21 protein-coding genes are annotated in these 24350 nt (G+C 31.4%); 17 read left to right on the forward strand and 4 right to left on the reverse strand.

Annotated features, from left to right (window positions below):
* The first annotated feature begins 219 nt into the window (after positions 1–219).
* From O9267_RS08005 to O9267_RS08070, 14 genes are all read left to right on the forward strand, one after another.
* Positions 220–5445 (forward strand): GEVED domain-containing protein, encoded by a 5226-nt coding sequence (locus tag O9267_RS08005; RefSeq protein ID WP_298177948.1) that lies wholly within the window; start codon positions 220–222, stop codon positions 5443–5445.
* Between the two features lie 137 nt (positions 5446–5582).
* Positions 5583–6812 carry an HD domain-containing protein gene (locus O9267_RS08010; protein WP_298177950.1) on the forward strand — a complete coding sequence of 410 codons (1230 nt, stop codon included), beginning with the start codon at positions 5583–5585 and terminating at the stop codon, positions 6810–6812.
* Positions 6813–6837: 25 nt separating this feature from the next.
* Positions 6838–7857, forward strand: a complete 1020-nt coding sequence (lpxD, locus tag O9267_RS08015; RefSeq protein ID WP_298177952.1) for a UDP-3-O-(3-hydroxymyristoyl)glucosamine N-acyltransferase — start codon at positions 6838–6840, stop codon at positions 7855–7857.
* Between the two features lie 24 nt (positions 7858–7881).
* The gene (locus O9267_RS08020) at positions 7882–9270 is read left to right on the forward strand and encodes a bifunctional UDP-3-O-[3-hydroxymyristoyl] N-acetylglucosamine deacetylase/3-hydroxyacyl-ACP dehydratase (RefSeq protein WP_298177954.1); all 1389 of its coding nucleotides are present in this window, start codon (positions 7882–7884) and stop codon (positions 9268–9270) included.
* A gap of 73 nt (positions 9271–9343) precedes the next feature.
* Positions 9344–10129 carry an acyl-ACP--UDP-N-acetylglucosamine O-acyltransferase gene (lpxA, locus tag O9267_RS08025; RefSeq protein ID WP_298177956.1) on the forward strand — a complete coding sequence of 262 codons (786 nt, stop codon included), beginning with the start codon at positions 9344–9346 and terminating at the stop codon, positions 10127–10129.
* A 13-nt stretch (positions 10130–10142) separates the two neighbouring features.
* Positions 10143–10712 carry a class I SAM-dependent methyltransferase gene (locus O9267_RS08030; protein ID WP_298177958.1) on the forward strand — a complete coding sequence of 190 codons (570 nt, stop codon included), beginning with the start codon at positions 10143–10145 and terminating at the stop codon, positions 10710–10712.
* Between the two features lie 17 nt (positions 10713–10729).
* Positions 10730–11296 carry an elongation factor P gene (efp, locus tag O9267_RS08035; RefSeq protein ID WP_298177960.1) on the forward strand — a complete coding sequence of 189 codons (567 nt, stop codon included), beginning with the start codon at positions 10730–10732 and terminating at the stop codon, positions 11294–11296.
* Positions 11297–11373: 77 nt separating this feature from the next.
* Positions 11374–12303 carry a UDP-3-O-(3-hydroxymyristoyl)glucosamine N-acyltransferase gene (locus O9267_RS08040; protein WP_298177962.1) on the forward strand — a complete coding sequence of 310 codons (930 nt, stop codon included), beginning with the start codon at positions 11374–11376 and terminating at the stop codon, positions 12301–12303.
* On the forward strand, positions 12303–12665 hold the full coding sequence (locus tag O9267_RS08045) for a nuclear transport factor 2 family protein (protein ID WP_298177964.1): 363 nt from the start codon (positions 12303–12305) through the stop codon (positions 12663–12665). Before O9267_RS08040 ends, O9267_RS08045 begins: the two co-directional genes overlap by 1 nt.
* A gap of 119 nt (positions 12666–12784) precedes the next feature.
* Positions 12785–13657, forward strand: coding sequence for a succinate--CoA ligase subunit alpha (gene sucD, locus O9267_RS08050; protein ID WP_298177966.1), 873 nt, complete (start codon positions 12785–12787; stop codon positions 13655–13657).
* Between the two features lie 105 nt (positions 13658–13762).
* Positions 13763–14845, forward strand: coding sequence for a hypothetical protein (locus O9267_RS08055; protein WP_298177967.1), 1083 nt, complete (start codon positions 13763–13765; stop codon positions 14843–14845).
* A gap of 105 nt (positions 14846–14950) precedes the next feature.
* Positions 14951–15697: a 3-oxoacyl-[acyl-carrier-protein] reductase gene (gene fabG, locus O9267_RS08060; RefSeq protein WP_298177969.1), complete on the forward strand. Its 747-nt coding sequence runs from the start codon at positions 14951–14953 to the stop codon at positions 15695–15697.
* Positions 15698–15823: 126 nt separating this feature from the next.
* Positions 15824–16030, forward strand: a complete 207-nt coding sequence (locus O9267_RS08065) for a gliding motility protein GldL (RefSeq protein ID WP_298177971.1) — start codon at positions 15824–15826, stop codon at positions 16028–16030.
* Between the two features lie 20 nt (positions 16031–16050).
* Positions 16051–18078, forward strand: a complete 2028-nt coding sequence (locus O9267_RS08070; protein ID WP_298177973.1) for a hypothetical protein — start codon at positions 16051–16053, stop codon at positions 18076–18078.
* A 6-nt stretch (positions 18079–18084) separates the two neighbouring features.
* Here the strand turns inward: O9267_RS08070 and O9267_RS08075 are convergent, their stop codons facing one another.
* Both O9267_RS08075 and O9267_RS08080 read right to left on the reverse strand, forming a co-directional pair.
* Positions 18085–18486 carry a glyoxalase gene (locus O9267_RS08075; RefSeq protein ID WP_298177975.1) on the reverse strand — a complete coding sequence of 134 codons (402 nt, stop codon included), beginning with the start codon at positions 18484–18486 and terminating at the stop codon, positions 18085–18087.
* A gap of 76 nt (positions 18487–18562) precedes the next feature.
* Complete coding sequence (locus O9267_RS08080) at positions 18563–19945, reverse strand: OmpA family protein (protein WP_298177977.1); 1383 nt, start codon at positions 19943–19945, stop codon at positions 18563–18565.
* A 251-nt stretch (positions 19946–20196) separates the two neighbouring features.
* Here O9267_RS08080 and O9267_RS08085 point away from each other — a divergent pair, with 251 nt between their 5' ends.
* A complete protein-coding gene (locus tag O9267_RS08085; protein WP_298177980.1) occupies positions 20197–20586 on the forward strand; it encodes a hotdog domain-containing protein in 390 nt (129 codons plus the stop codon).
* 1 nt (position 20587) lies between these two features.
* Here O9267_RS08085 and O9267_RS08090 read toward each other — a convergent pair whose 3' ends face one another.
* Complete coding sequence (locus O9267_RS08090; RefSeq protein WP_298177982.1) at positions 20588–21847, reverse strand: mechanosensitive ion channel domain-containing protein; 1260 nt, start codon at positions 21845–21847, stop codon at positions 20588–20590.
* A complete protein-coding gene (locus O9267_RS08095) occupies positions 21840–22124 on the reverse strand; it encodes a DUF3817 domain-containing protein (RefSeq protein ID WP_298177984.1) in 285 nt (94 codons plus the stop codon). The genes O9267_RS08090 and O9267_RS08095 overlap by 8 nt, the downstream gene beginning before the upstream one ends.
* 88 nt (positions 22125–22212) lie before the next feature.
* Here O9267_RS08095 and O9267_RS08100 point away from each other — a divergent pair, with 88 nt between their 5' ends.
* Positions 22213–22728, forward strand: coding sequence for a DUF6155 family protein (locus tag O9267_RS08100; protein WP_298177986.1), 516 nt, complete (start codon positions 22213–22215; stop codon positions 22726–22728).
* Between the two features lie 75 nt (positions 22729–22803).
* A complete protein-coding gene (locus O9267_RS08105; protein WP_298177988.1) occupies positions 22804–24336 on the forward strand; it encodes a DEAD/DEAH box helicase in 1533 nt (510 codons plus the stop codon).
* The last annotated feature ends 14 nt before the right edge of the window (positions 24337–24350 follow it).

Here is a 24350-nt window from a genome sequence, read left to right on the forward strand (position 1 = left end):
AAAAAAACGTATTTCTCTTAAAATTATTGTAAAAGTAAAATTTAGAAACATTAAATAAATATCTAATAGAGTTAAATTCCTTCATTTATATTTTTAAGATTGTATTTTATCGATTTATAATGTTTTTTAACGATTTGTTTACATAAAAGTAATGATGGTATAACTTTCTTTTATAAATTCACAGACTTAATTTTAATTAGTAACCAATTTTTTTAATTTATGACAAATTATTACAATTATTTGTGCAATAGTAGGGATACTGTTCACAAAAAATCAAAATTTGGCGCTTCGGGTGGTTCACCCAACACGACCAAGACATCACGATGGTGGCTAGCGAGTCTATTTATGTTTATGTCACTGTTTATGGGGCAAAATTTATCAGCTCAGATTACCGTTGGATCAGGAAATACAACTAATTCAACTGGACCATGGAGTTCATGTTGGGGTTATTCTTATCACCAACAATTGTATTTGAAATCTTCAATCAATTCTGCGGGTTCAATTACTTCAATCTCTTTTAAATCTGCGGGTACTTTGCCTACAACGGCTACAAGTGCGACTCCAAATACTCCTCAAGGCGCAAATACTGCATTTAAGATTTATTTAGGACACACTACAAAAGCAACTTTTGCTAGTACAACAGACTGGGTTCCTGAAGCATCTATGACATTAGTGTATGACGGGGCTGTTACTATGCCTTCAGTTTCTGGTGGTATTGTAACAATAACATTAACAACACCTTTTGCTTACAATAATGTTGACAATTTAGTTTTAGCTGTTGATGAAAATTCACCAGGGTATGCATGTACTTACTCTTGGATTGCTAATTCAACTCAAACAAACATGATGATTTATCAAAGAAGCGATTCTGTGAATACTACTGCTGCAGCTCCTGCAACAGGTACTAGAGCATCAGTTACTCCTCAAGTTATTTTGGGAGGTCTTGTTGCTTCTACACCACCTAATTGTATTGCAACTCCAACAAGCCCTGCAAATGCAGCTACTGGAGTTACTTCAAATGTTTTAACATGGCCTGTTGCAACAGGTTCTCCAACAGGATATAAAATTAGTGTTGGAACTGATGCTGCTGCAACAAATATTCAGAATGGTTTAGTCTTAGGAAATGTAACTACTTACACTCTTCCTAGTTCATTATCACCTGCAACTACATATTATTGGAAAGTTACTCCTTACAATGCTAATGGTGATAATACTGGTTGTACAATTTGGTCTTTTACATCTGGAAACGTTCCTAGTTGTGCCTCTGCACTTCTTCCAGCAAATTTATCTACAGCGGTAGCAAGAAATCCTACATTAAGTTGGACAGCTGCAACAGGATCTCCATCTAGTTATGATGTATATTTTGGAAATGCTTCACCTGCAGTTTTTGTTGCTAATCAAACAGCATTAACTTATACGCCAGGATTATTAAATGCTAATACTACATATTACTGGAAAGTAGTTGCTAAAAATGCTTTTGGAGATGCAGTTGGTTGTACTGAACAATCTTTTACTACAGGTACAAGTGTTCAATATTGTAATCCAGTGTATACATCGGGTAAAACAGACGGGGATTTAATATCAAATATTTCTATTTCAGGTACAACTTTATCTAACAATACAGGAACTTCACCTGTGAACCCTGCTTATACTTACTTTACCGGTCAACCTAATTATACAGGAGATCTTCAAGCTGGTGCTAGTTATACTGTAAATGTAACTGTTGGTACATTTGGAAATCAAAACATGGCAGCATGGATTGATTATAATGATGATGGTGTATTTAGTACATCTGAAAGAATTGGTTTTACAGCTTCTTCAATTGCTGCAAATGGTTCAGCTAGTTTTAATATTTCTTTAGCATGTAATCCTCCATTGGGTATTCACAGAATGAGAATTAGAGATGTATATGCTACAACTGGAAGTACAATAGATCCTTGTTCAAGCTATGGTTTTGGTGAAACAGAAGATTATGATGTTAATGTAACAACTGCTGATCCATGTCCAGTTCCAAAAAACTTAGCATCATCTGCACTTACAGCTGATGGTTCTACTTTAGCATGGGAATTAGGTTGTGCTGAAACACAATGGGATGTATTAGTACAACTTGCTACTGCTCCTGCACCTATAGCTTCTTCAACTCCTTCAAACCCAGGTTTAACAGCTACAACTCTTGTTGCAACTGGTTTGAATTCTAATACTGCTTACAATGCTTATGTTAGAGCAGTATGTGATTCTGGTCTAGGTGTTTATAGCCAATGGACATCTGCGGTTTCTTTTACTACTCAAGGAGTTCCTAACTGTGCTACTGCTTTAGTTCCTGCTGATTTAGCAACTGATGTTGTAAGAAATTCTTCTATGTCATGGACAGCTGCAACTGGTAATCCAGCAGTTACTAGCTATGACGTATATTTTGGTAATTCATCTCCAGCACCGTTTGTAGTTAATCAAACAGCTGTTACATATACACCTGCAACAATGGATGCTAATACTACTTACTATTGGAAAGTAGTTGCTAAAAATAGCGTTGGTGATGCAGTTGGTTGTGTTGAACAATCATTTACTACAGGTACTAGCATAAATTATTGTACACCTACTTATACTTCTGGTAAAACATTAGGAGATTTAATTTCTAATATTTCTATTTCAGGAACTACTTTATCTAACAATTCTGGTACAGATCAAGTTAATCCTGCATATACATTCTTTACAGGACAACCAAATTATACTGGAGACTTGCAAGCTGGAGGTACTTATAGTGTTAGTGTGACTATCGGTACATATGGTTCTCAAGGTATTGCAGCATGGGTTGATTACAATGATGATGGTGTTTTTTCAGCTTCTGAAAAGATTGGAAATACTGTTGGTACTTTTGGAACAGGAACAGGTTCTTTCCCAATACCAGCTGGCAACACAACTACATTTAATATTTCACTTGCTTGTAATCCTCCTTTAGGTATACATAGAATGAGAGTACGTGATGTTTGGAATCTTTCAGGTGAATCTATTGATCCATGCGCAAGTGCTGGTTATGGAGAAACTGAAGATTATTTAGTAAATGTAACAACTGCTGATCCATGTCCTACACCTTCAGCTTTAACAGCTTCTGCTGCTACTGCTACAAGTGCTACATTAGGCTGGAAACAAGGTTGTGCTGAAACTACTTGGGATGTATTTGTTCAAGAAGTTGGAGTAAGTATTCCTAGTGGATCAACAACTCCTACTTATGCAGGAGTAACTACTACATCTGCTCCTGGTTTTGGTACTTTAGATGTTTCTGGTTTGACTTCAGGTTTTGCTTATGAGTATTATGTACGTGCATCTTGTGATTCAGCAAGTGGTTTATATAGTCTTTGGGCAGGTCCATTCAAATTTATTGATGTTGTTCCAGGATGTACAGTTCTTACTTCTCCAGCAAATGGAGCTACAGGTGTAGCAATTGGAACTGTTGCATTTTCTTGGACAGCTCCAGCTGTTAGTTCAACACAAGGTACTCCAACATCTTATGATGTGTATTATGGACCAACAAGTGGTGCGTTGACATTAATTGGTAATACTGTAAACACTACTGTAAACGTTACAAATGTGACTTATGGTACTTATTATGTTGAAGTTCGTCCTAAAAATGCAGTTGGTTCTGCTGTAGGATGTTCAGAGACTAGTTTCACAACTATACCTGACCCATGTGCTGGTATAAATCCTCCTGGAGATACTTTTGCTACAGCTGTAGATTTAGGTGTATTAACAAATGCTGGTGCTTCTGCATCAGGTAATAACTTGGCAGCAAACTGCTACAGAGATGATTATACAACAACTTCAACAATTGGTGATGCAATACTTGCAAGAGCTGGTAGAGATGTTTTCTATAAATTTGAAGTGGCTGATGTTTGTAATACAATAACAATTGGAACATGTACAACTTCTATGGATACTTACATGCAAATATTGGATTCAACTGGAGCAAGAATAAATGGAGATGATGATGCTTGTACAGCTCCAAATAGTGCTGGTTCTTTGTTAACTGGTATAACATTGGCTCCAGGTGTTTATTATGCTGTTATTGAAGGTTATACTGCTACAACTGAAGGCACATTTACTCTTGATATTGCTTACACAGGTTCAGCTCAAAACACTTACTATGTTGATGCTGACGGTGATAACTATGGTAATTCTGCTTTACCAACTGTTATTGCATGTACAAGACCAACAGGATATGCTTTATTAAATGGAGATTGTGATGATGCTAACAATGCAATAAATCCGGGTCTTAGTGAAGTTTTATATAACGGTATTGATGATAACTGTGATGGTCAATTAGATGAAGGTTTTGAAAGAACAACAACTCTAAGCCCATCTTCTTGTGGTGCTGCATTACCATTCATTTACTCAAGTATTGCTGCCGATGCTAAAGCTGGTGCAACTGCTTATGACTTTGAAATTACTAACATGACCACTAACGCTGTGCATCATACAATAAGAAATGTAAACTGGTTTAGACTAAATGAAACATCTAGTTTTGACTATGGAACAACTTATTCTGTAAGAGTAATGTTAAGAATAGGTACTGTTTGGTTAGGTTACTATGGAGATTTATGTTCTGTAACTACACCTTCAATTTCTACACCTGCTAGCTCTGCAACTATTGTTAACCCAACTTGTGGAAGTACTTTAGCTACAATTTATTCAACTATTAATGCTAAAGCTATTACTGGTGTAACTGGTTATAGATATAGAGTAACTAGAGGTACTGAAGTTCAAACTTTTGTATCTGCATTCAACTGGTTTAAAATGAATCAATTGCCAAACTACGTTTATGGTGCAGAATATACTGTTGAAGTAGCATATAAAACTACAGGTGATTATACTGATTATGGCCCAGCTTGTACAATTTATACGCCAGCTGTACCAACAATTAATTCATGTGGTTTAACTGTTGCTTCAGGAAGTACAATTTCTACTTCATCATTAACAGGTGTTACATTATACACATTTGAAGTTACACCTTCTGGAGGTAGCGCAATTGTATTTAACAAAACTACACCTAATTTCCAAGTTAACAGCATTCCTGGTTATAGTTCAGCAACTGTTTATAGTATTAGAGTTGCAGTTACATCAACTGGAATTCAATCTGCTTTTGGATCTGCTTGTACTATTAATGTACCAGCTCCAACTAGATTGTCTGATGGAAATATTTCATCTGAATTTAAAGCTGTTGGTTATCCAAACCCATTTGCAACTAACTTTACTTTAGATATCACTACTTCTAGTGACGAAAGAGTTAAAGTAGCTGTTTATGACATGATTGGAAAACAATTAGAGAATGTTGAAGTTAATGCTTCTGAAAGTAATCTACTAGAAATTGGTTCTAACTACCCAGCTGGAGTATACAATATTATTGTATCTCAAGGTGATAATGTTAAATCACTTCGTATGATTAAAAGATAAGAATTAATTCTTTTCAATAAATTAGAGGCTGTCAGAAATGACAGCCTCTTTTTTTTATTTAAATTCCAATCAAAATTAATATCAAACTACCTAATCTGTTTTTAGTATCTTTGCACTAATAATTATTATTAAACTAAGTGGATACTATCAATAAGCAAAAAATTCTAAACGATCCAATTTATGGATTTATAACAATACCAAATTCTTTAATTTACGACTTAATTCAGCATCCCTATTTTCAAAGGTTGCGACGTATTTCTCAAATGGGTTTATCTTATTTGGTTTATCCAGGTGCTCATCATACTCGATTTCATCATGCTTTGGGTTGTATGCATATTATGCAAAAAGCAGTTGAAGTGCTTCGTTTTAAAAACATTAGTATTTCTCAAGAAGAAGAAGATGCACTTTATATTGCAATCTTATTACACGATATTGGGCACGGACCATTTTCTCATGCTATGGAACACAGTATTGTAGAAAATGTAAATCATGAAGAAATTTCGATGCTTTTCATGAATAAATTAAATCAAGAATTTGAAGGAAAACTTTCTTTAGCTATTAAAATTTTCAAAGGTGATTATCACAGAAAATTCATGCTTCAACTTATATCAAGTCAGTTGGATATGGACAGAATGGATTATCTAAAAAGAGATAGTTTTTACACTGGAGTTGCCGAAGGAAATATCAATTCTGATAGGCTTATTCAGATGCTAAATGTAGTTGATGATGTTTTAGTGTTGGAAGAAAAAGGAATTTATTCAATCGAAAAGTTCCTTATGGCAAGAAGATTAATGTATTGGCAAGCTTACTTGCATAAGACAAGTTTGGTTGCCGAATTAATTTTAACAAAAATATTAAAAAGAGCTAAATTCTTAACTCAAAACGGAACAATTTTAGAAAGCAGCAAACCTTTTCAATTTTTCTTGAATACCAAAGTTGAACTCGAAAATTTTGATGACGAAACATTGCTTAAATTCTCTCAATTAGACGATTTCGATATTATAAGTGCTATTAAAGCATGGCAATTCAATGATGATTTTATACTTAGTTCATTGAGTAAAATGATAATCAATAGAGATTTATTAAAGATAAAATTGAGTAGTGATAAATTTCCAGTTGAAGTAATTCAGAATTTAATTAATCAATTTTCTGAACAAAATAATATTTCAAAAGAAGATACTAACTATTTTATTTTTAAAGGGAAGATTAAAAATCAAGCATATAGCAAAATTGCTGAACCTATAAGGATTTTGAAAAAAGACAAAACAATTGAAGATATTGTGGAAGCGTCTGACCAATTAAACCTGAAAGCATTATCAAAACCCGTTACAAAATATTATATTTGTTATCCAAAACAACTGCAATAAATCTATTTTTTATATTTTTGTCGTGATGAAATTTACAGCCGAACAAATAGCCGGAATTCTTGATGGAATAGTAGTAGGGAATCCTAGTGCAGAAGTATATAAATTAGCCAAAATTGAAGAAGGCGTAAAAGGCTCTTTGACGTTTTTATCTAATGCAAAATACAATAACTATATCTATTCTACCGAAGCTACGATAACAATAGTTAACAAAAATTTTGAGCCTGAACAAGAGATAACTACTACAATGATAAAAGTAGATGATGCTTATCAATCTTTTTCTAAATTACTCGAATATTACAACCAAGTTAAATTAATGAAGTCAGGAATTGAACAACCTTCAATGATTTCTGAAAATGTAGTTTATGGTGAAAACCTTTATTTAGGAAGTTTTTGTTATATTGGTAAAAATGTTAAAATTGGGAAAGATGTCAAAATTTATCCTAACACTTTCATTGGTGACAATGTTGTAATTGGAGATAATTGTGTTTTCTTTGCAGGTGTTCGTATTTATTCTGAAACTGAAATTGGAAATAATTGTACCGTTCATTCGGGTTCTATTATTGGTTCTGATGGATTTGGATTTGCACCACATGAAGATGGAACTTATAGCAAAATTCCACAAATTGGCAATGTTATTTTAGAAGATAATGTCGAAGTTGGTGCTTGTACAACAATTGACAGAGCCACATTAGGTTCAACAATTATTAGAAAAGGAGTAAAATTGGATAATCAAATCCAAATAGCACATAATGTCGAAATTGGCGAAAATACTGTAATTGCTGCTCAAACCGGAATTGCAGGTTCTACCAAGATAGGGAAAAACTGCTTGATTGGTGGTCAGGTTGGATTTGCAGGTCATTTGGTAATTGGTGATAATGTAAAAATTCAGGCACAATCTGGTATTGGTAAAAATTTGAATGAAGGAGAAACAGTTCAAGGTTCACCAGCATTCAATTATAGTGATTTTAGCAAATCATTTGTTCATTTTAGAAATTTTCCAAAAATAATTTCTGAAATTGAGGATATAAAAAAGAAAATAAATTAAAGTTTCAATAAAATAATAAAAACTATGGTTAAACAAAAAACCATCAAAAACGAGATTTCTCTAATAGGAGTTGGGCTTCACACAGGAAAAGAAGTAAAAATGACTTTTAAACCTGCGCCAATTAATAATGGTTATACTTTCGTTCGTGTTGATCTTGAAGGTAGTCCAATTATTGAAGCAGATGCTAATTATGTTGTAAATACTCAAAGAGGTACCAATCTTGAAAAATTAGGAGTTAAAATTCAAACTTCAGAACACGTCTTAGCTGCATTTGTTGGTTGTGATGTAGATAATGTTATAATTGAATTAAACGAATCTGAACCGCCAATCATGGATGGTTCTTCTAAGTATTTTGTGGAAGCTATCGAAAAAGCTGGTATTGAAGAACAAGATGCTGAAAGAAAGTATTATGTGGTCAAAGAAGTAATTTCGTTTACAGATGAAGCAACAGGAAGCGAAATTATTTTAATGCCATCTGACGAATATCAAGTTACTGCTATGGTCGATTTTGGAACCAAAGTTCTTGGTACTCAAAACGCTACCATGAAAAATCTTTCTGAATTCAAATCTGAAATTTCTGATTCTAGAACATTTAGCTTTTTACATGAACTAGAAACGCTTTTAGATAACGGGTTAATAAAAGGTGGTGATTTAAATAACGCTATCGTTTATGTTGACAAAGATATCTCTGAATCAACTATGGAAAATCTTAAAAAAGCCTTTGGTAAAGAAAGTATTGCTGTAACTCCAAATGGAATTTTAGATAACTTAACATTGCATTACCCAAACGAAGCAGCAAGACACAAATTACTTGATGTAGTTGGTGATTTAGCACTTGTAGGTTGTTGGATAAAAGGAAAGGTAATTGCTAACAAACCAGGACATTTTGTAAATACTCAGTTTGCAAAAAAATTAGCAAAAATCATCAAAATTGAACAAAAAAATCATATTCCTGTTTACGATTTACACAAGGAACCGTTGATGGATATTCACCAAATTATGGCGATGCTTCCTCATAGACCACCATTTTTATTGATTGACAGAATTCTTGAAATGTCTGATTCTCATGTAGTAGGATTAAAAAATGTTACAATGAATGAAAATTTCTTTGTAGGACATTTTCCAGATGCTCCAGTTATGCCGGGTGTTTTAATTGTTGAAGCAATGGCACAATCTGGTGGAATTTTAGTTTTAAGCACTGTTCCTGATCCTGAAAATTATTTAACATATTTCATGAAAATAGATAATGTTAAATTCAAACATAAAGTATTACCTGGTGATACCTTAATATTCAAATGTGATTTAATTTCTCCAATCAGAAGAGGAATTTGTCACATGCAAGCCAACGCTTACGCAAATGGAAAATTAGTTGCAGAAGCTGAATTAATGGCACAAATAGCAAAAAAACAATAATTTAAGGCAGTAGGGTTTAGGTAGTAGAAAAGCAACCTACAGCCAAAAACCTACAACCTAAAACCCATAAAATATGAATCAACCATTAGCATACGTTCATCCAGGCGCTAAAATAGCCAAAAATGTTGTTATTGAACCTTTTACAACAATTCATAACAATGTTGTTATCGGTGACGGAACTTGGATAGGTTCCAATGTTACTATAATGGAAGGCGCTCGAATAGGTAAAAATTGTAATATTTTTCCAGGTGCGGTTATTGCTGCTGTGCCACAAGATTTAAAATTTGGAGGTGAAGATTCACTTGCAATAATAGGCGATAACTGTACTATAAGAGAGTGTGTTACGATTAATAGAGGGACAATAGCTTCTGGTCAAACTAAAATTGGAAATAATTGCTTACTAATGGCAACTGCTCACGTTGCTCACGATTGTCACATTGGTGATAATGTAATAATTGTAAATGGTGTACTTTTAGGTGGTCACGTTACTATTGGTAATTATGCAATTATTGGCGGTTTGTCAGCTGTGCATCAATTTATTAGTATTGGTGATCATGCTATGATTTCTGGAGGTTCATTGCTTCGTAAAGATGTTCCGCCTTATACAAAAGCTGCAAAAGAACCACTTTCGTATGTTGGAATAAATTCTGTTGGTTTAAGAAGAAGAGGATTTACATCTGAAAAAATAAGAGAAATTCAAGAAATTTATAGAATTTTATATCAAAAAAACTATAATACTTCACAAGCAGTTGGAATTATTGAAGCCGAAATGGCAGCATCACCTGAGCGCGATGAAATATTAGATTTTATAAGAAATTCTTCTCGTGGAATCATGAAAGGTTATTCAGGTAGTGTTTAAATTATAAAATCAAATGAATTTTAGCAGAAAAATATTTTGGTTAAGAAAGCGAATAAGTTGGAATCATAAATATTTCGTTGGAAAATGGAATTACATTGATAAAGAAACGTCTAGATATCTCAAAATTGTTGAGTTTGTTAAAGAAATTGACATTGAAAAACCTGACATATTAGATCTTGGATGTGGTTTTGGATCTTTACGAAAAAATATTAAAATTGAAGATTTTTCAAACTTTTTAGGAATTGATTTATCTGATACTGCTATTTATCAAGCAAAAAAAAAGAAATATGAGAATACTAAATTTTTAGTATCAGATATTCAAAGATATAGTTCAAATGAAAAATATGATGTTATAGTTTTTAATGAAGTTATTTATTATTTAGATAATTACATGGAAACTCTCAAACATTATTCAAATTTTTTCAAAGATGGAAATGGTTATTTCATAATTTCTATCTACGGAATTGGTCAAAATATTATTGATGATATTTCTAAAGAATATCAACTTATAAAAACTGAAAATGTACATAAAAAAGATAATATTGCCTATTGGGGCATAACATTATTTAAAACAATAAATTAAAAACTAAATAAATAAAAATGGCATCTACATCAGATATTAGAAACGGACTTTGTATAAAATTCAATCACGATATTTATAAAATCATCGAATTTCTTCACGTTAAACCAGGAAAAGGACCAGCTTTCGTAAGAACAAAACTTAAAAGTTTAACTAACGGTAAAGTTCTAGATAATACTTTCTCTGCTGGGCACAAAATTGATGAAGTTCGTGTAGAAACTCACACTTTTCAATATTTATATGCTGAAGGTGATCAATTTCACTTTATGAATAATGAATCTTTTGAGCAAATTACTTTGAACAAAACTATTCTTGATGCTCCAGATTTGTTAAAAGAAGGAACAAATGTAATGGTTCAAATTAATACTGAAACTGATTTACCACTTTCTGTTGATATGCCAGCTTCTGTAGTGTTAGAAGTAACTTATTCTGAGCCAGGTGTGAAAGGAAATACATCAACCAATGCAACTAAACCTGTAACAGTTGAAACAGGCGCAACTATTAACGTTCCTTTGTTCATAAACGAAGGTGATAAAGTAAAAATCGATACAGCAACAGGTTCTTATATGGAGCGTGTTAAGGAATAATTTTGTTTAAAGTTTCAAGTTTTAGGTTAAATTTTATAGCCTGAACATGAAACTTGAAACCTGAAACAATTTTTTAAATGAAATTTTCAAAAAAACAAGTTTTAAAAGATATTGCAGAAATCATCGGTTGCCAATACGTTGGAAGCGATGATTTTCCTGTTTTGGGAATGAACGAAATTCACGTTGTTGAAAATGGCGATATTGTATTTGTTGATCATCCAAAATATTATGACAAAGCCTTGCAATCTGCTGCAACAATCGTTTTAATTAATAAAGAAGTTGATTGTCCAGATGGGAAAGCATTGTTGATTTCTGAAGATCCATTTAGAGATTTTAATAAATTGACTAAACATTTTAGACCATTTCAATTTTCAAATGTTTCAATTTCTGAAACTGCTACAATTGGTGAAGGAACAATGATTCAACCCAATTGTTTTATTGGAAATAATGTTACAATTGGTAAAAACTGCCTAATTCATTCTAATGTTTCTATTTATGACAATGCAGTTATTGGTGATAATGTAATAATTCATGCTGGTTCAATTCTTGGTGCTGATGCTTTTTATTATAAAAAACGTCCTGAAGGTTTTGATCAATTAATTTCATGCGGTCGAGTAGTAGTAGAAGATAATGTTAGTATTGGAGCACTTTGCACTATTGATAAAGGTGTTACTGGCGATACAACAATTGGTGAAGGAACTAAAATGGACAATCAAGTGCATGTTGGTCACGATACTATTATTGGAAAAAGATGCCTCATTGCAGCCCAAACCGGAATTGCAGGTTGTGTAATTATTGAAGATGAAGTGACACTTTGGGGTCAAGTTGGTACAACCAGCGGAATTACAATTGGTACTAAAGCTGTTGTTTTGGGCCAAACAGGTGTTACCAAATCTATTGAAGGCGGCAAAACTTATTTTGGAACGCCAATTGAAGAATCTCGTGAAAAATTGAAGCAATTAGCCAATATTAAAAAAATTCCAGAATTATTAAAATCTATAAAGTAATGAATGCAAAAGAATTAGTACTAGATTTTTACAAAAATGATTTGATTTTGAATAAAAGCGAAGTTAAAGAGTTTTTGCATCCAGATGTTATTATTGAATGGAATAGTAGTAAAGGTTTTGTTCAAATGAAGTATGATGATGTTTTGAATTTATGCGATGAGCTTAGTCGTTCTTATATTCGTTCAAAAATGCAAATAACACATACCATTGCTGAAGATAATAAAGTATTTATTAGATATTCGCATTTTGTAAAAACAATTGAAAATCCAAGAGAAGATATGCTATTAGGTCACTTTTTTGTTATTTGGGAAATCAAAGACAATAAGTTATATCGTGGTTTTCAAATGAGCCAATTTTCATAAAATATATATAGAAAATTAGCAAAAATTGTATAAAAAACTATTAACTAATCACTAATTACTAATTACTATTTTATACTTTTGCAACACAATAAAATAAACACAAACAAATTAAACATACTATGAGCGTTTTAGTTAATAAAAATTCAAAAATAATTGTTCAAGGTTTTACAGGAAGCGAAGGAACTTTTCACGCTTCTCAAATGATTGAATACGGAACAAATGTTGTAGGTGGTGTAACACCAGGAAAAGGTGGTTCTACACATTTAGACAGACCAGTTTTCAATACAGTAAAAGATGCTGTTGAACAAGCAGGAGCAGACACCACTATTATTTTTGTTCCACCAGCTTTTGCTGCAGATGCAATTATGGAAGCAGCTGATGCTGGAATTAAAGTGATTATTTGTATTACTGAAGGAATTCCAGTGGCAGATATGATTAAAGCGTATTCATATATCAAAGATAGAGATTGTAGACTAATTGGGCCAAACTGTCCAGGTGTAATCACTCCAGAAGAAGCTAAAGTGGGAATCATGCCAGGTTTTGTTTTCAAAAAAGGAAATGTTGGAATCGTTTCTAAATCTGGAACTTTAACTTACGAAGCTGCTGACCAAGTGGTAAAACAAGGAATGGGAATTACAACTGCTATCGGAATTGGTGGTGACCCAATTATTGGAACAACAACAAAAGAAGCTGTTGAATTATTAATGAATGATCCTGAAACTCATTGCATCGTTATGATTGGTGAAATTGGTGGTCAATTGGAAGCTGATGCAGCAAAATGGATTAAAGCTGACGGAAACCGCAAACCTGTAGTTGGATTCATCGCCGGTGAAACAGCTCCAAAAGGAAGAACAATGGGTCACGCAGGTGCAATTGTGGGTGGCGCTGATGATACAGCTGAAGCTAAAAAACGTATCATGAGAGAAAATGGAATACACGTAGTAGATTCTCCAGCAGAAATTGGTAAAAAAGTTAAAGAAGTTATGGGATAATCAATCTCAAAATATAAATAGCTAAAAGCTCTACAAATTTGTAGGGCTTTTTTTAGTTTGTAAATTAAACTTTTATATATTTGAAAAAAATATAATTTTAAAAATATGAAAAAATCATTTCATTTAGTAATAGCATTTTTTGTTTTTGCAATTACTAATGCGCAAATTACAATTAGCTCAGATGTTTTAGGAAAATTAGACAAATTCAAACCTGAAACTTTCAAAAAATTCAAATCGACAACAACTATTTTTGTTTTGTCAAATGTTTTTCAAAAGGATCAATATGAAAAGTTATTAAAAGAAACTTGGACAGTAACACCATATAAAATTGTTTCTGTTGACGAATTCAAATACAATGATTACTTATCAGATAAATATTCATTTGCTCATTTAAGAGCTTTTGCACAAGATGGTAGCACTATTTTTGTTTTAAATAGCATGATAAATTTCTATTTATTAGACACTAAAGAGATTAATGAAAAGCTTGATAAAGTAAAAGATGATCCTAGAAAATTCAGAAAATTAATAATGACAAACAAAATGAATATTGGGGCAATCCAATTATTTGCTAATACAGAATTTCTTAAAAAAGTTGACAAGACTTTTGGTAACGGCGGCGGCGGTATCAAACTTATGGCAGGTTCAGCAGAATTTACTACTGACGATATTAACAATCCTAAGATTTCTAAAAGCGATAAAGGAATGATTAATGAAGTTTATAATTCTAATGTCTATAAAAATTATACTTTAGGAATGCTAAAAAATTATTTCCAAAAAGTAAATAGCTTAATTTCAAAAGAAGAATTTTGTGATTTGAGAGAACCTGAAAAAACATCTGAAGTGAAAAATCTAAAAAAAGAAACTCTTTATATACCTGATTACAATAAAATTACGTATAAACCAGGAAAAGTTGAAGACGAACCAAAATCAGATAAAGATTTGAAAGAACTTTTTAAAGATTATAAATTTAAATACGAATTCATTTCAGATAAAGACTTAGATACCAAGATTGCAAACGGAGAAAACTTTTATTATTTGAGATATGTAAAAGTAAATAGCCAAAAATTCTTTAGTGTTGTAAACGGAAAAACAGGAGAAGTTGTCTATAAAGAATATGATGCTGGAATGGGAACATACAATATCGATGGTGACGATTTCAAAAAATTGGCCAAAGAAATAGCAAAATAATCAATTTAGAAATAATTAAAAAGCGTTGCAAATAGTAACGCTTTTTTTGTTGAACTAAATCCAAAAATCTATATTTGTACAAATATTAAATTAAACATTTTACATATGAAATTACTTGAAGGAAAAGTAGCTATAATAACTGGCGCAAGCCGCGGAATTGGTAGCGGAATTGCAAAAGTATTTGCACAACACGGAGCAAACGTAGCTTTTACATACAGTTCATCTGCTGAATCTGCACTAGTTTTAGAAAACGAACTAAACGCTTTAGGAATTAAAGCAAAAGGATATAAATCAAACGCAGCCGATTTTAACGAAGCACAACAATTGGCTGACGATGTTATGGCAGAATTCGGAAACATTGATATTCTAATCAACAATGCCGGAATCACAAAAGATAATTTGTTAATGAGAATGAGCGAAGAAGATTTTGATAAAGTAATCGAAATCAACTTGAAATCAGTTTTCAATATGACGAAAGCTGTTCAAAAAGTAATGCTTAAAAACCGTAAGGGTTCAATTGTAAATATGAGTAGTGTAGTAGGAGTGAAGGGCAATGCCGGACAAGCCAACTATGCAGCATCAAAAGCCGGAATGATTGGTTTTACCAAATCTATAGCTTTGGAGTTAGGCTCAAGAAATATTCGTTGCAACGCAATCGCTCCTGGATTCATTGAAACCGAAATGACTGCAAAACTAAACGAAGATGTTGTACAGGGTTGGAGAGATTCTATTCCGTTAAAACGTGGTGGAACTCCAGAAGATGTTGCCAACGCTTGTCTTTTCCTAGCTTCCGATATGAGTGCTTACGTTTCTGGACAAGTGCTTAATGTTTGTGGCGGAATGTTGACTTAATTTATTTATTAGAAGCTATTTCCAGCTATACGTTCCAATCTTTTCTTTTTTAAAGAAAAAAAGAAAAGGATTTCCACTGCTATCTGGGCTAGGGGTATTTTGTAATTAGCAAATACATGTTTTTAAATGAAGAATAAATATATAATTGCATTTTTTGTTTTGGGAGTTATTGTAACTTCAATAGGAGCATTATTTAAAATTACACATTTAGAAATTGGAATTTTTACTGGAAACCTATTGATTACATTAGGTGTTTTTATAAAAGTTATTGCTGCTATACTATTTATAATTAAATTATTTTCTAATAATAACAACGATTTCCTAAACAAATAGAATAATTAGTCAATAAAATAATGCTGACAAACACAATTCTTTTACTATTACTTTCCTTAGCAATCGCTGGTGGTTTGTCGTATTTTCAATATTTTTACAAAGCTAATAGTAAGTCTAAAGTGACTAAATTGCTGGCTTTTTTACGTTTTTTTTCAATTTTCGGAATTTTACTTTTGTTAATCAATCCAATACTTTCTCGAAAAACATTTGAAACTATCAAAACGCCATTGGCAATTGTGGTTGATAATTCCAAATCTATTGCAGAACTAAAAGCAGATAAAACTTCAAAAGAATTATTCGAAAAACTAAATGCAAACGCTGATTTAAAAGAAAAATTCGACATTCAAACTTATAAATTTGATAGCGAATTTCAATCGGCAGACGAATTCGATTTTAAAGGAAATGAATCTAAAATTTCTGAAGTTTCTAAAAACCTAAAAAGTATTAACAAAAATCTAAGTTATCCAACAGTTTTAATTACAGATGGTAACCAAACTTCGGGTGAAGATTTCGTATATAGTTTTGATACTAAAAATAAAGTTTATCCTTTGGTTGTAGGTGATACAACTACTTATCTCGATTTGAAAGTTGTACAAGTTAATGCCAATAAATATGCTTTTCACAAAAATAAGTTTCCTGTAGAAGTGTTTTTGCAATATGCTGGAAATAAAAGTATAAATGCAAATTTCAGTATTTCACAAGGAAATAATGTTTTAGCTAAACAAACCGTTGCTTTTTCACCATCAAGAAAATCTCAAGTTGTAAATGTGTTACTTCCAGCTGATAAAGTTGGTTTGCAATTATTTACGGCAACCATTTCTTCATCTGAATCCGAAAAAAACAAGTACAACAATACGAAGAAATTTGCGGTTGAAGTTATCGATCAGCGAACAGAAGTAGCAATAGTTTCTGCGATAAATCATCCTGATGTTGGTGCGTTGAAAAGAAGTATCGAATCTAATGCTTCTCGCAAAGTAACCATTGTAAAACCTAAAGAAATCAATGAGTTAAATAAGTTTAATGTTTTGATTTTGTACCAACCAAATGGTGAATTCAAACAACTTTTTGAAACCAACAAAAATGCAAAACTAAACACTTGGATTATTACTGGAAACAATACCGACTATAATCTTTTGAATCAATATCAGAATACTTTAGATTTCAAAATGTCGTCTCAAAAAGAAAATTATTTGGCTTCGTATGAAAGTAATTTCAACTTATTTGCACTTGACAATATTGGTTTTGAAAACTTTCCGCCATTAGAAAACCCATTTGGAACAATAACTGCAAATGAAAATGTTTCGGTGTTATTAACTTCAAGAATTAGAAATGTCGAAACCAATTCACCGCTATTGGCATTTTCAGATAATCAAGGTTCAAGAAGTGCCTTTTTACTTGGTGAAAACATTTGGAAATGGCGAGGGCAAACCTATTTGGACAAAAAAGAATTTACCGATTTTGATTTGTTCGTTGATAAAACTATTCAATTCTTAGCAACGAATAATTCTAAAAAGTCTTTGATTGTCAATCATGAACGTTTTTACAATTCAGGTGATGCTTTAGAAATTACAGCTCAATACTTCAATAAAAATTATGAGTTAGATGAAAAAGCTCGTTTAACAATTTCGGTTACAAATACTAAAACCAAACAAGTTAAAAAATATGATTTGTTACGAGATTCAAATGCTTTCCAAGTTAATTTAGATGGATTAATAGCTGGTCAATATACTTTTACGGTAAAAGAATTAAATTCAAATGCTTCTTATACAAGTGGTTTTGAGATTTTAGATTTTGATATTGAAAAACAATTTGTAAATCCAGATTTAACTAAATTGAAACAATTAGCTTCACAAACTAATGGTAAAGCTTATGTTTCAAATCAAGTTGAAGATTTAGTAAAAATACTTTTAGCTAATGAAGATTACAAAGCAGTTCAAAAAGCAATAGTAAAGAAAACTCCAATAATTGATTGGGTTTGGTTGCTTGTTTTAATAGCTATTTCATTAGCTTCTGAATGGTTTATTAGAAAATATAACGGAATGTTATAAATTCAATTACGATTCGACAACTTCAAATAATTGTATCTGATTCTTAATTCTTTCAATAAGCATATTCATCATTCTTTTGTTTAGATTAGATGAATTCTTTATATATGTTTTGTATTCATCAATGGTGAAAAGGCTTATAACAATACCTTTCATACTATTTCTAAACTTTACTTCGTTTTTAATAATATGCTCAATGTATGCCATTTTTTTTTCTACTGGAAAGTGGTAAAAATCAGTTTTATGTTTACTTATTTGATTTTTAACTACTTCAATGAATAAGTCATTTTGCAATTTTAAAATAGGTCGTAATGTTTTGTTTTGAAAAATTTCATCAGCCGAAGATTGTTCGGTGATATTTCCAATTGGTTCTCCTCTGAACTTTTCTATGAATTGATTTCTATCTTCCATTTTTATTTTAAAGATAAAAAAAACCTCTGTCGGTATGACAGAGGTTTTATATAAGTTATTAAAAACTAATTGTTAATTATTTTTTGATTTTGAAAGATACTTTTCTTACTAATCTTCTAGCTAGAGCAGAGTTAGGATTAACTGATTTATCTTCACCTTTAGAGATTAAAACCAATCTATTAGCTTTTATACCAGCATCAATAAGTACTTTTTTAACGTTAGCAGCTCTATTATCGGCTAACTTATTGTTGTATTCTGAATTTCCAACTTCATCGGCATTACCATGAATTTCGATAATAGCATCTGGGTTGTTTCTCATATATGTAAGAATGAAATCAATTCCTTCTGTAGAAGCTTCTGTAGGATCCGTTTTATCAAATTCGAAGTAAGCAGTAACATAACCATCATTGATTAACTTGTCAACCATTTGAGCATTTATAGCATTTGCTGTTTTAGCTTCAGCACTTACACCATCAACACCATCTTTACTAGTTGTCATTGTAACAAGTTTTTCTAACTCATCAGGAACACCATTTTTGTTAACATCAATCATACGCCCTTTTGTATCAACAGCTACACCAGCAATAGAGTTGTTTTCAACATCTAAATAATCTGGCACACCATCTTTATCAGTATCATTCATTAATGTTTCTAAATCATTAATTCTATTGTCAAGTTCAGTGATCTCTTCTAATTTTTTATCTTCAATCATTGCCCAGTCTCCATGCACTTCATTTGGTCCTAGCGAATAATTTAATCCAAGTGATATGTTCATCATCTGACCAGATAAATTATTTTTTCTATCAGAATAATGACCATCCCATGCAAAATGCTGTCTGTAATTAGTAATTGATGTTAAATCAAGATTCATAGCCATTTTGTTAGTAATTCTGAATTGTGGAGAAAAACCAATAATAAGACCAATATTATATTCTGTAACACCAGCGTTAGATTTTTGACGATTAAATTCATCGCCTGGTTGGATTATAACACTCAAATCATCTGGTGTATCTTTTTTAGGAGTCATTGCTAAAAAGTTTAAACCACCATGAATTAATAGTCCAAATCTTTTCAAGTTCTCTTCAATACCAAGAAGTCGGGAAGCATTTATAACACCTTGTAAACCCAATCTATATTGTTCAACTTCAAATTCTTTTTTATTTCCATTTATGTTTTTAAAGACATCGTAATTAACATCCCCTTTAATTCCAAATTTTGGACTCATCATATAACGAGCACCTATCCCAAAATTATTAAAAGTAAATTTCCCTAATACTTTTGTAGCATCACTAGAAGAATAACCTTCAGTAAAAGGATTTATTCCTTTACTTTGTCCTGCATTAACTTCAACTGTCCAACGATTAAATCCGCTAGATTGTTGCTCATCGGATGATTCATCAGTTTGACTGAAAATAGGGGCAAAAGATAATAATGAAATAAGTAGTAAACTTTTCTTCATGATATGAATTTAAATTTTTAGTACATTTTAGGTCTTTGCAAACCTTATAAGCTGCAAATATACTATTTTAGTTTTAATTATCAAGTTTTTAGCTTATGTAATCAATTTTTTAAGCTAAATTTAATGATTTTTTGTTAAAAATAGTACTTTATTTTCAAATTTAAGAATCGTTTGGGTGCAAAAAACATTAATTTTGCAATTATTATAGAACCAAAAAGTAATACTGAATTCATTTAATTACATCAATAAATATGAGATTTCACACAAGAAAATGGGTAAAACCTGAAGATTTAAACCCAAATAGCACTTTATTTGGTGGTAGATTATTGGCTTGGATTGATGAAGAAATTGCTCTGTATGCGATAATTCAGCTTGAAAGCCCTAGAATTGTTACCAAACATATGTCAGAAATTAACTTTAGAGCTTCTGCTAAACAAGGTGATATCGTTGAAATTGGCATTGATGTTGTGAAATTCGGAACTACATCTTTGACACTAATGTGTGAAGTTCGAAATATGATGACCAAAGAAACTATTATCACTATAGATAATATAACAATGGTTAGTGTAAGTATGGATGGGAAGCCACAAGCTCATGGGAAAACCAAAATTGAGTATGTAGAAGATAGATTAAAAAAGTAAATTATGCTTCAAAATTTTCTTTATCAGTTGGTAACTCAAATATTTCTAAATCAAAGTATACAATGGAAGCAATAATATGGTCAAAAATATCGGCCATTATATATTCATATTGCTCAAATCGTTGATCTTTGGAAAAAGTGTAAATTTCTAACGGAATTCCATACGCAGTTGGTTGTAACTGACGACACAGCAAAATCATATTCTTATTTAATCCAGGATAATTTTCTAAATAATTGGTTATATATTTTCTGAACAAGCCAAAATTGGTCATATTTCTACCATTTATTGACAGTGATTTGTCAACATGATATGTTTTATTATAACTATTAATTTCAGTTTGGCGCGTATCTATATATTTGGAAATCAATTGAATTTTTTTCATTTTTTCCAATTCTTCATCAGTTAAAAAACGAATGCTTTTTGCTTTTATCAACAAATGTCTTTTAATTCTTCGACCATCAGAATTTAACATTCCACGCCAGTTTCTAAATGAATCTGAAATCAAACTATAAGTCGGGATTGTAGTTGTTGTATTGTCAAAATTTCTAACTTTTACAGTTGCCAAATTAATTTCGATAACATCACCATCAGCTCCATATTTATCAAAAGTAATCCAGTCGCCAATACGAACCATATCGTTTAAAGAAACCTGAATACTGGCAACAAATCCCAAAATGGTATCTCTAAAAACTAAAATGATAATGGCCGAAATCGCTCCTAAAGCGCCAAGAATTGCCTTTTTTTCAATATCAAAAATCTCGTAGATAATTACAAAAACGCCAAACAGCCAAAGCACAATCATAATTACTTGTACATAACTATCGATAGGTTTGTCGCTAAAACGCTGTTTGGATTTTAAAAAATCTCTAAAAGCATTTAAAACACTTCGACTAATCCATAAACTGAACAAAACTATGTAAACACCAACTGTTTTGGCAAAAAACCATTCCCAACTAACAAAATCTTCCATAATAATAGGAACTGATTTATAGATAAAAAGAAACGGAATTAAATGTGCTATATATTTGGCGGTTTGATTGTTAACTAATAAATCATCAAAATTTGTTTTAGTCCTTTTTGCAATAACTACTAATACTGTTACAAGAATAAGTCTAAAAACTACATAAATCCCATAAGCTAAAAATCCGAGCAAAACAATGTTTATCAACAAACTTGAATAAGATGCTAAAGTGTCATTAAAACCAATTTTGAGCAAAAATGGATAGCACCAACCAAATATTTTTCCAATAAAATTAGACATTTTTTAAATACTTTTTTTCAATGTAGAATGTTCCAAATGGAATAAAGGAAGCAATATTTACAACTGCTAAGTCTTTAAAACTCCAGTTTTGTTCTTTTTTTATCAAAATTGAAAATAAAACATAACCTATAAATAAAACACCATGTGCCATTCCAATAGGAAATAATAGTGATTTATATAATTCGAGGTTTGTTGGTTTTATAAATAGCATGTTAGCTAATAAAATTAAAAAGGAAATTCCTTCTGAAATGGCAGTAAATTTGAAAATTTTTGTCATCAATTGTTGATTTTAATTTGCAAAATTAACTATATCCAAATTTAAAAACCTACAAACTGCATTACTTTTGCAATAATTTAGCATTTTTATGAGTAAAAGAGATTTAAAAAAGTTCGTTTCCGAACTAACCAAGGCACAGCTTGAAGAGCAAGTTGTTGAATTGTACGAAAAATTTAAAGATGTAAAAGTCTATTATGATTTTGTTTTTAATCCAAAAGAAAATGATTTGGTAAAAGAAGCAAAACTCAAAATATCGAATGAATATTACCCAATTCGTGGCAAAAAACCAAAAATGCGTCGCTCGGTTGCTCAAAAGTTCATCAAACACTATATTTCTTTAGGCGTTGATGCATTTATTATAGCTGATATTATGCTTTACAATATAGAAATTGCGCAAACACTTTCATCTGAAAAACAAATTAATCAAGAAGCTTTTTACAAAAGCATGTTTAATTCGTATGAGCAAGTTATTGCCTTTGTTTTTGAAAAAGGAATTTTTTATGAATTCAAAAGTAGAGTAGTGGCTGTACATGATGAAGCTTTACATCAGAAATGGATGAATTCGTATCAGTTTATCGATAAAATGGAGCGCTTAAACCTATAATTTTGCTTTTCATCGATATAATATTGATTTAACTATTGTTTGGGTGTATTTTTGCAAAACCACCAAAACTGCATAATGCCACAGATAGATATAGAAACCGAAATCGAAGAAAAAAAGGAGCTTTATAGTTACCAACAAGGTGATATTGACGCCATTTTTGAACGATTAGATAATGCTGAAAGCAATTATCATTTATTATATCAATTGCCAACTGGCGGTGGAAAAACAGTGATTTTTTCTGAAATTGTAAGACGCTATTTGTCACAACATGACAAAAAAGTGGTGGTTTTGACACATCGAATAGAACTTTGTAAGCAAACTTCTAAAATGCTTAAAGGTTTTGACGTTAAAAACAAAATCATCAATAGCAAAGTAAAAGAATTACCAGATCAAAATGATTATTCGTGTTTTGTTGCAATGGTTGAAACCCTAAAAAACCGAATAAACGACGAAAAACTTCATTTAGATAATATCGGATTGGTAATTATTGACGAAGCACACTATAATTCGTTTAGAAAACTGCTAAGTTCGTTCAAAAACGCTTTTATTCTTGGTGTTACAGCAACTCCGTTAAGTTCTAATATAAAATTGCCAATGTATCAAAATTACAACGAATTGATTGTTGGTGATACAATTTCATCATTGGTAGAAAATGGATTTTTGGCAAAAGCAACAACCTATAGCTATGATGTTGGTTTAAGTTCGTTAAAAGTCGGAATTAATGGCGATTATACAGTAAAATCTTCTGATGATTTGTATAGTAATATGGTAATGCAAGAGAAACTTTTACATGCTTATACAGAGAAATCTTTAGGTAAAAAAACGCTGATTTTCAACAACGGAATCAATACATCCTTATATGTTTATGAAACGTTCAAAGCGGCCGGATTTGATATTAGACATCTTGATAATACGACTTCAACCGAAGATAGAAAGCAGATTTTGCATTGGTTTAAGAAAACACCAAATGCTATTTTGACTTCTGTTGGAATTCTAACAACTGGTTTTGATGAACCAACAGTGGAAAGTATAATTTTGAATAGAGCTACAAAATCGTTGACATTGTATTTTCAAATGATTGGTCGTGGATCAAGAAGATTACCGCATAAAGACGAATTCACGGTTATTGATTTAGGAAACAATGCTGCAAGATTTGGTTTGTGGAGTGATCCTGTAAATTGGCAACATATTTTCGAATCACCAGAATATTATCTTGAAAATCTGCGGGATGATGCCGAAATTGAAACGCATTTCAAATATGTAATGTCTGATGAATTGCGAAAAAAATTCTCTAAAACTGAAATTGTAACTTTTGATGTGGATGAAGAACATAAATTGGCAATTTCTCAAAATCTACGTTCAAAAATTGTTATTGAAAAATCGCTTGAACAACATGCAACAATGTGTGTAATTAATACAGAAGATTTATATAGCGCAAAACTTTTGGCTAGAGAACTTGCTGATGACATTGATTATAGAATGAATCGGTATGCAAAATGTTTAAGTCATTGTAGCAAAAATTATAGAGATTGGTTGATTGAAGATTATAAACTTAAACTTAATTTATTAATTGGCAAAAAGTTCAGAGATATCACTTTTGCAGAATAAATATAATATACATA

The organism is Flavobacterium sp., assembly GCF_027531705.1.
Lineage (GTDB): Bacteria > Bacteroidota > Bacteroidia > Flavobacteriales > Flavobacteriaceae > Flavobacterium.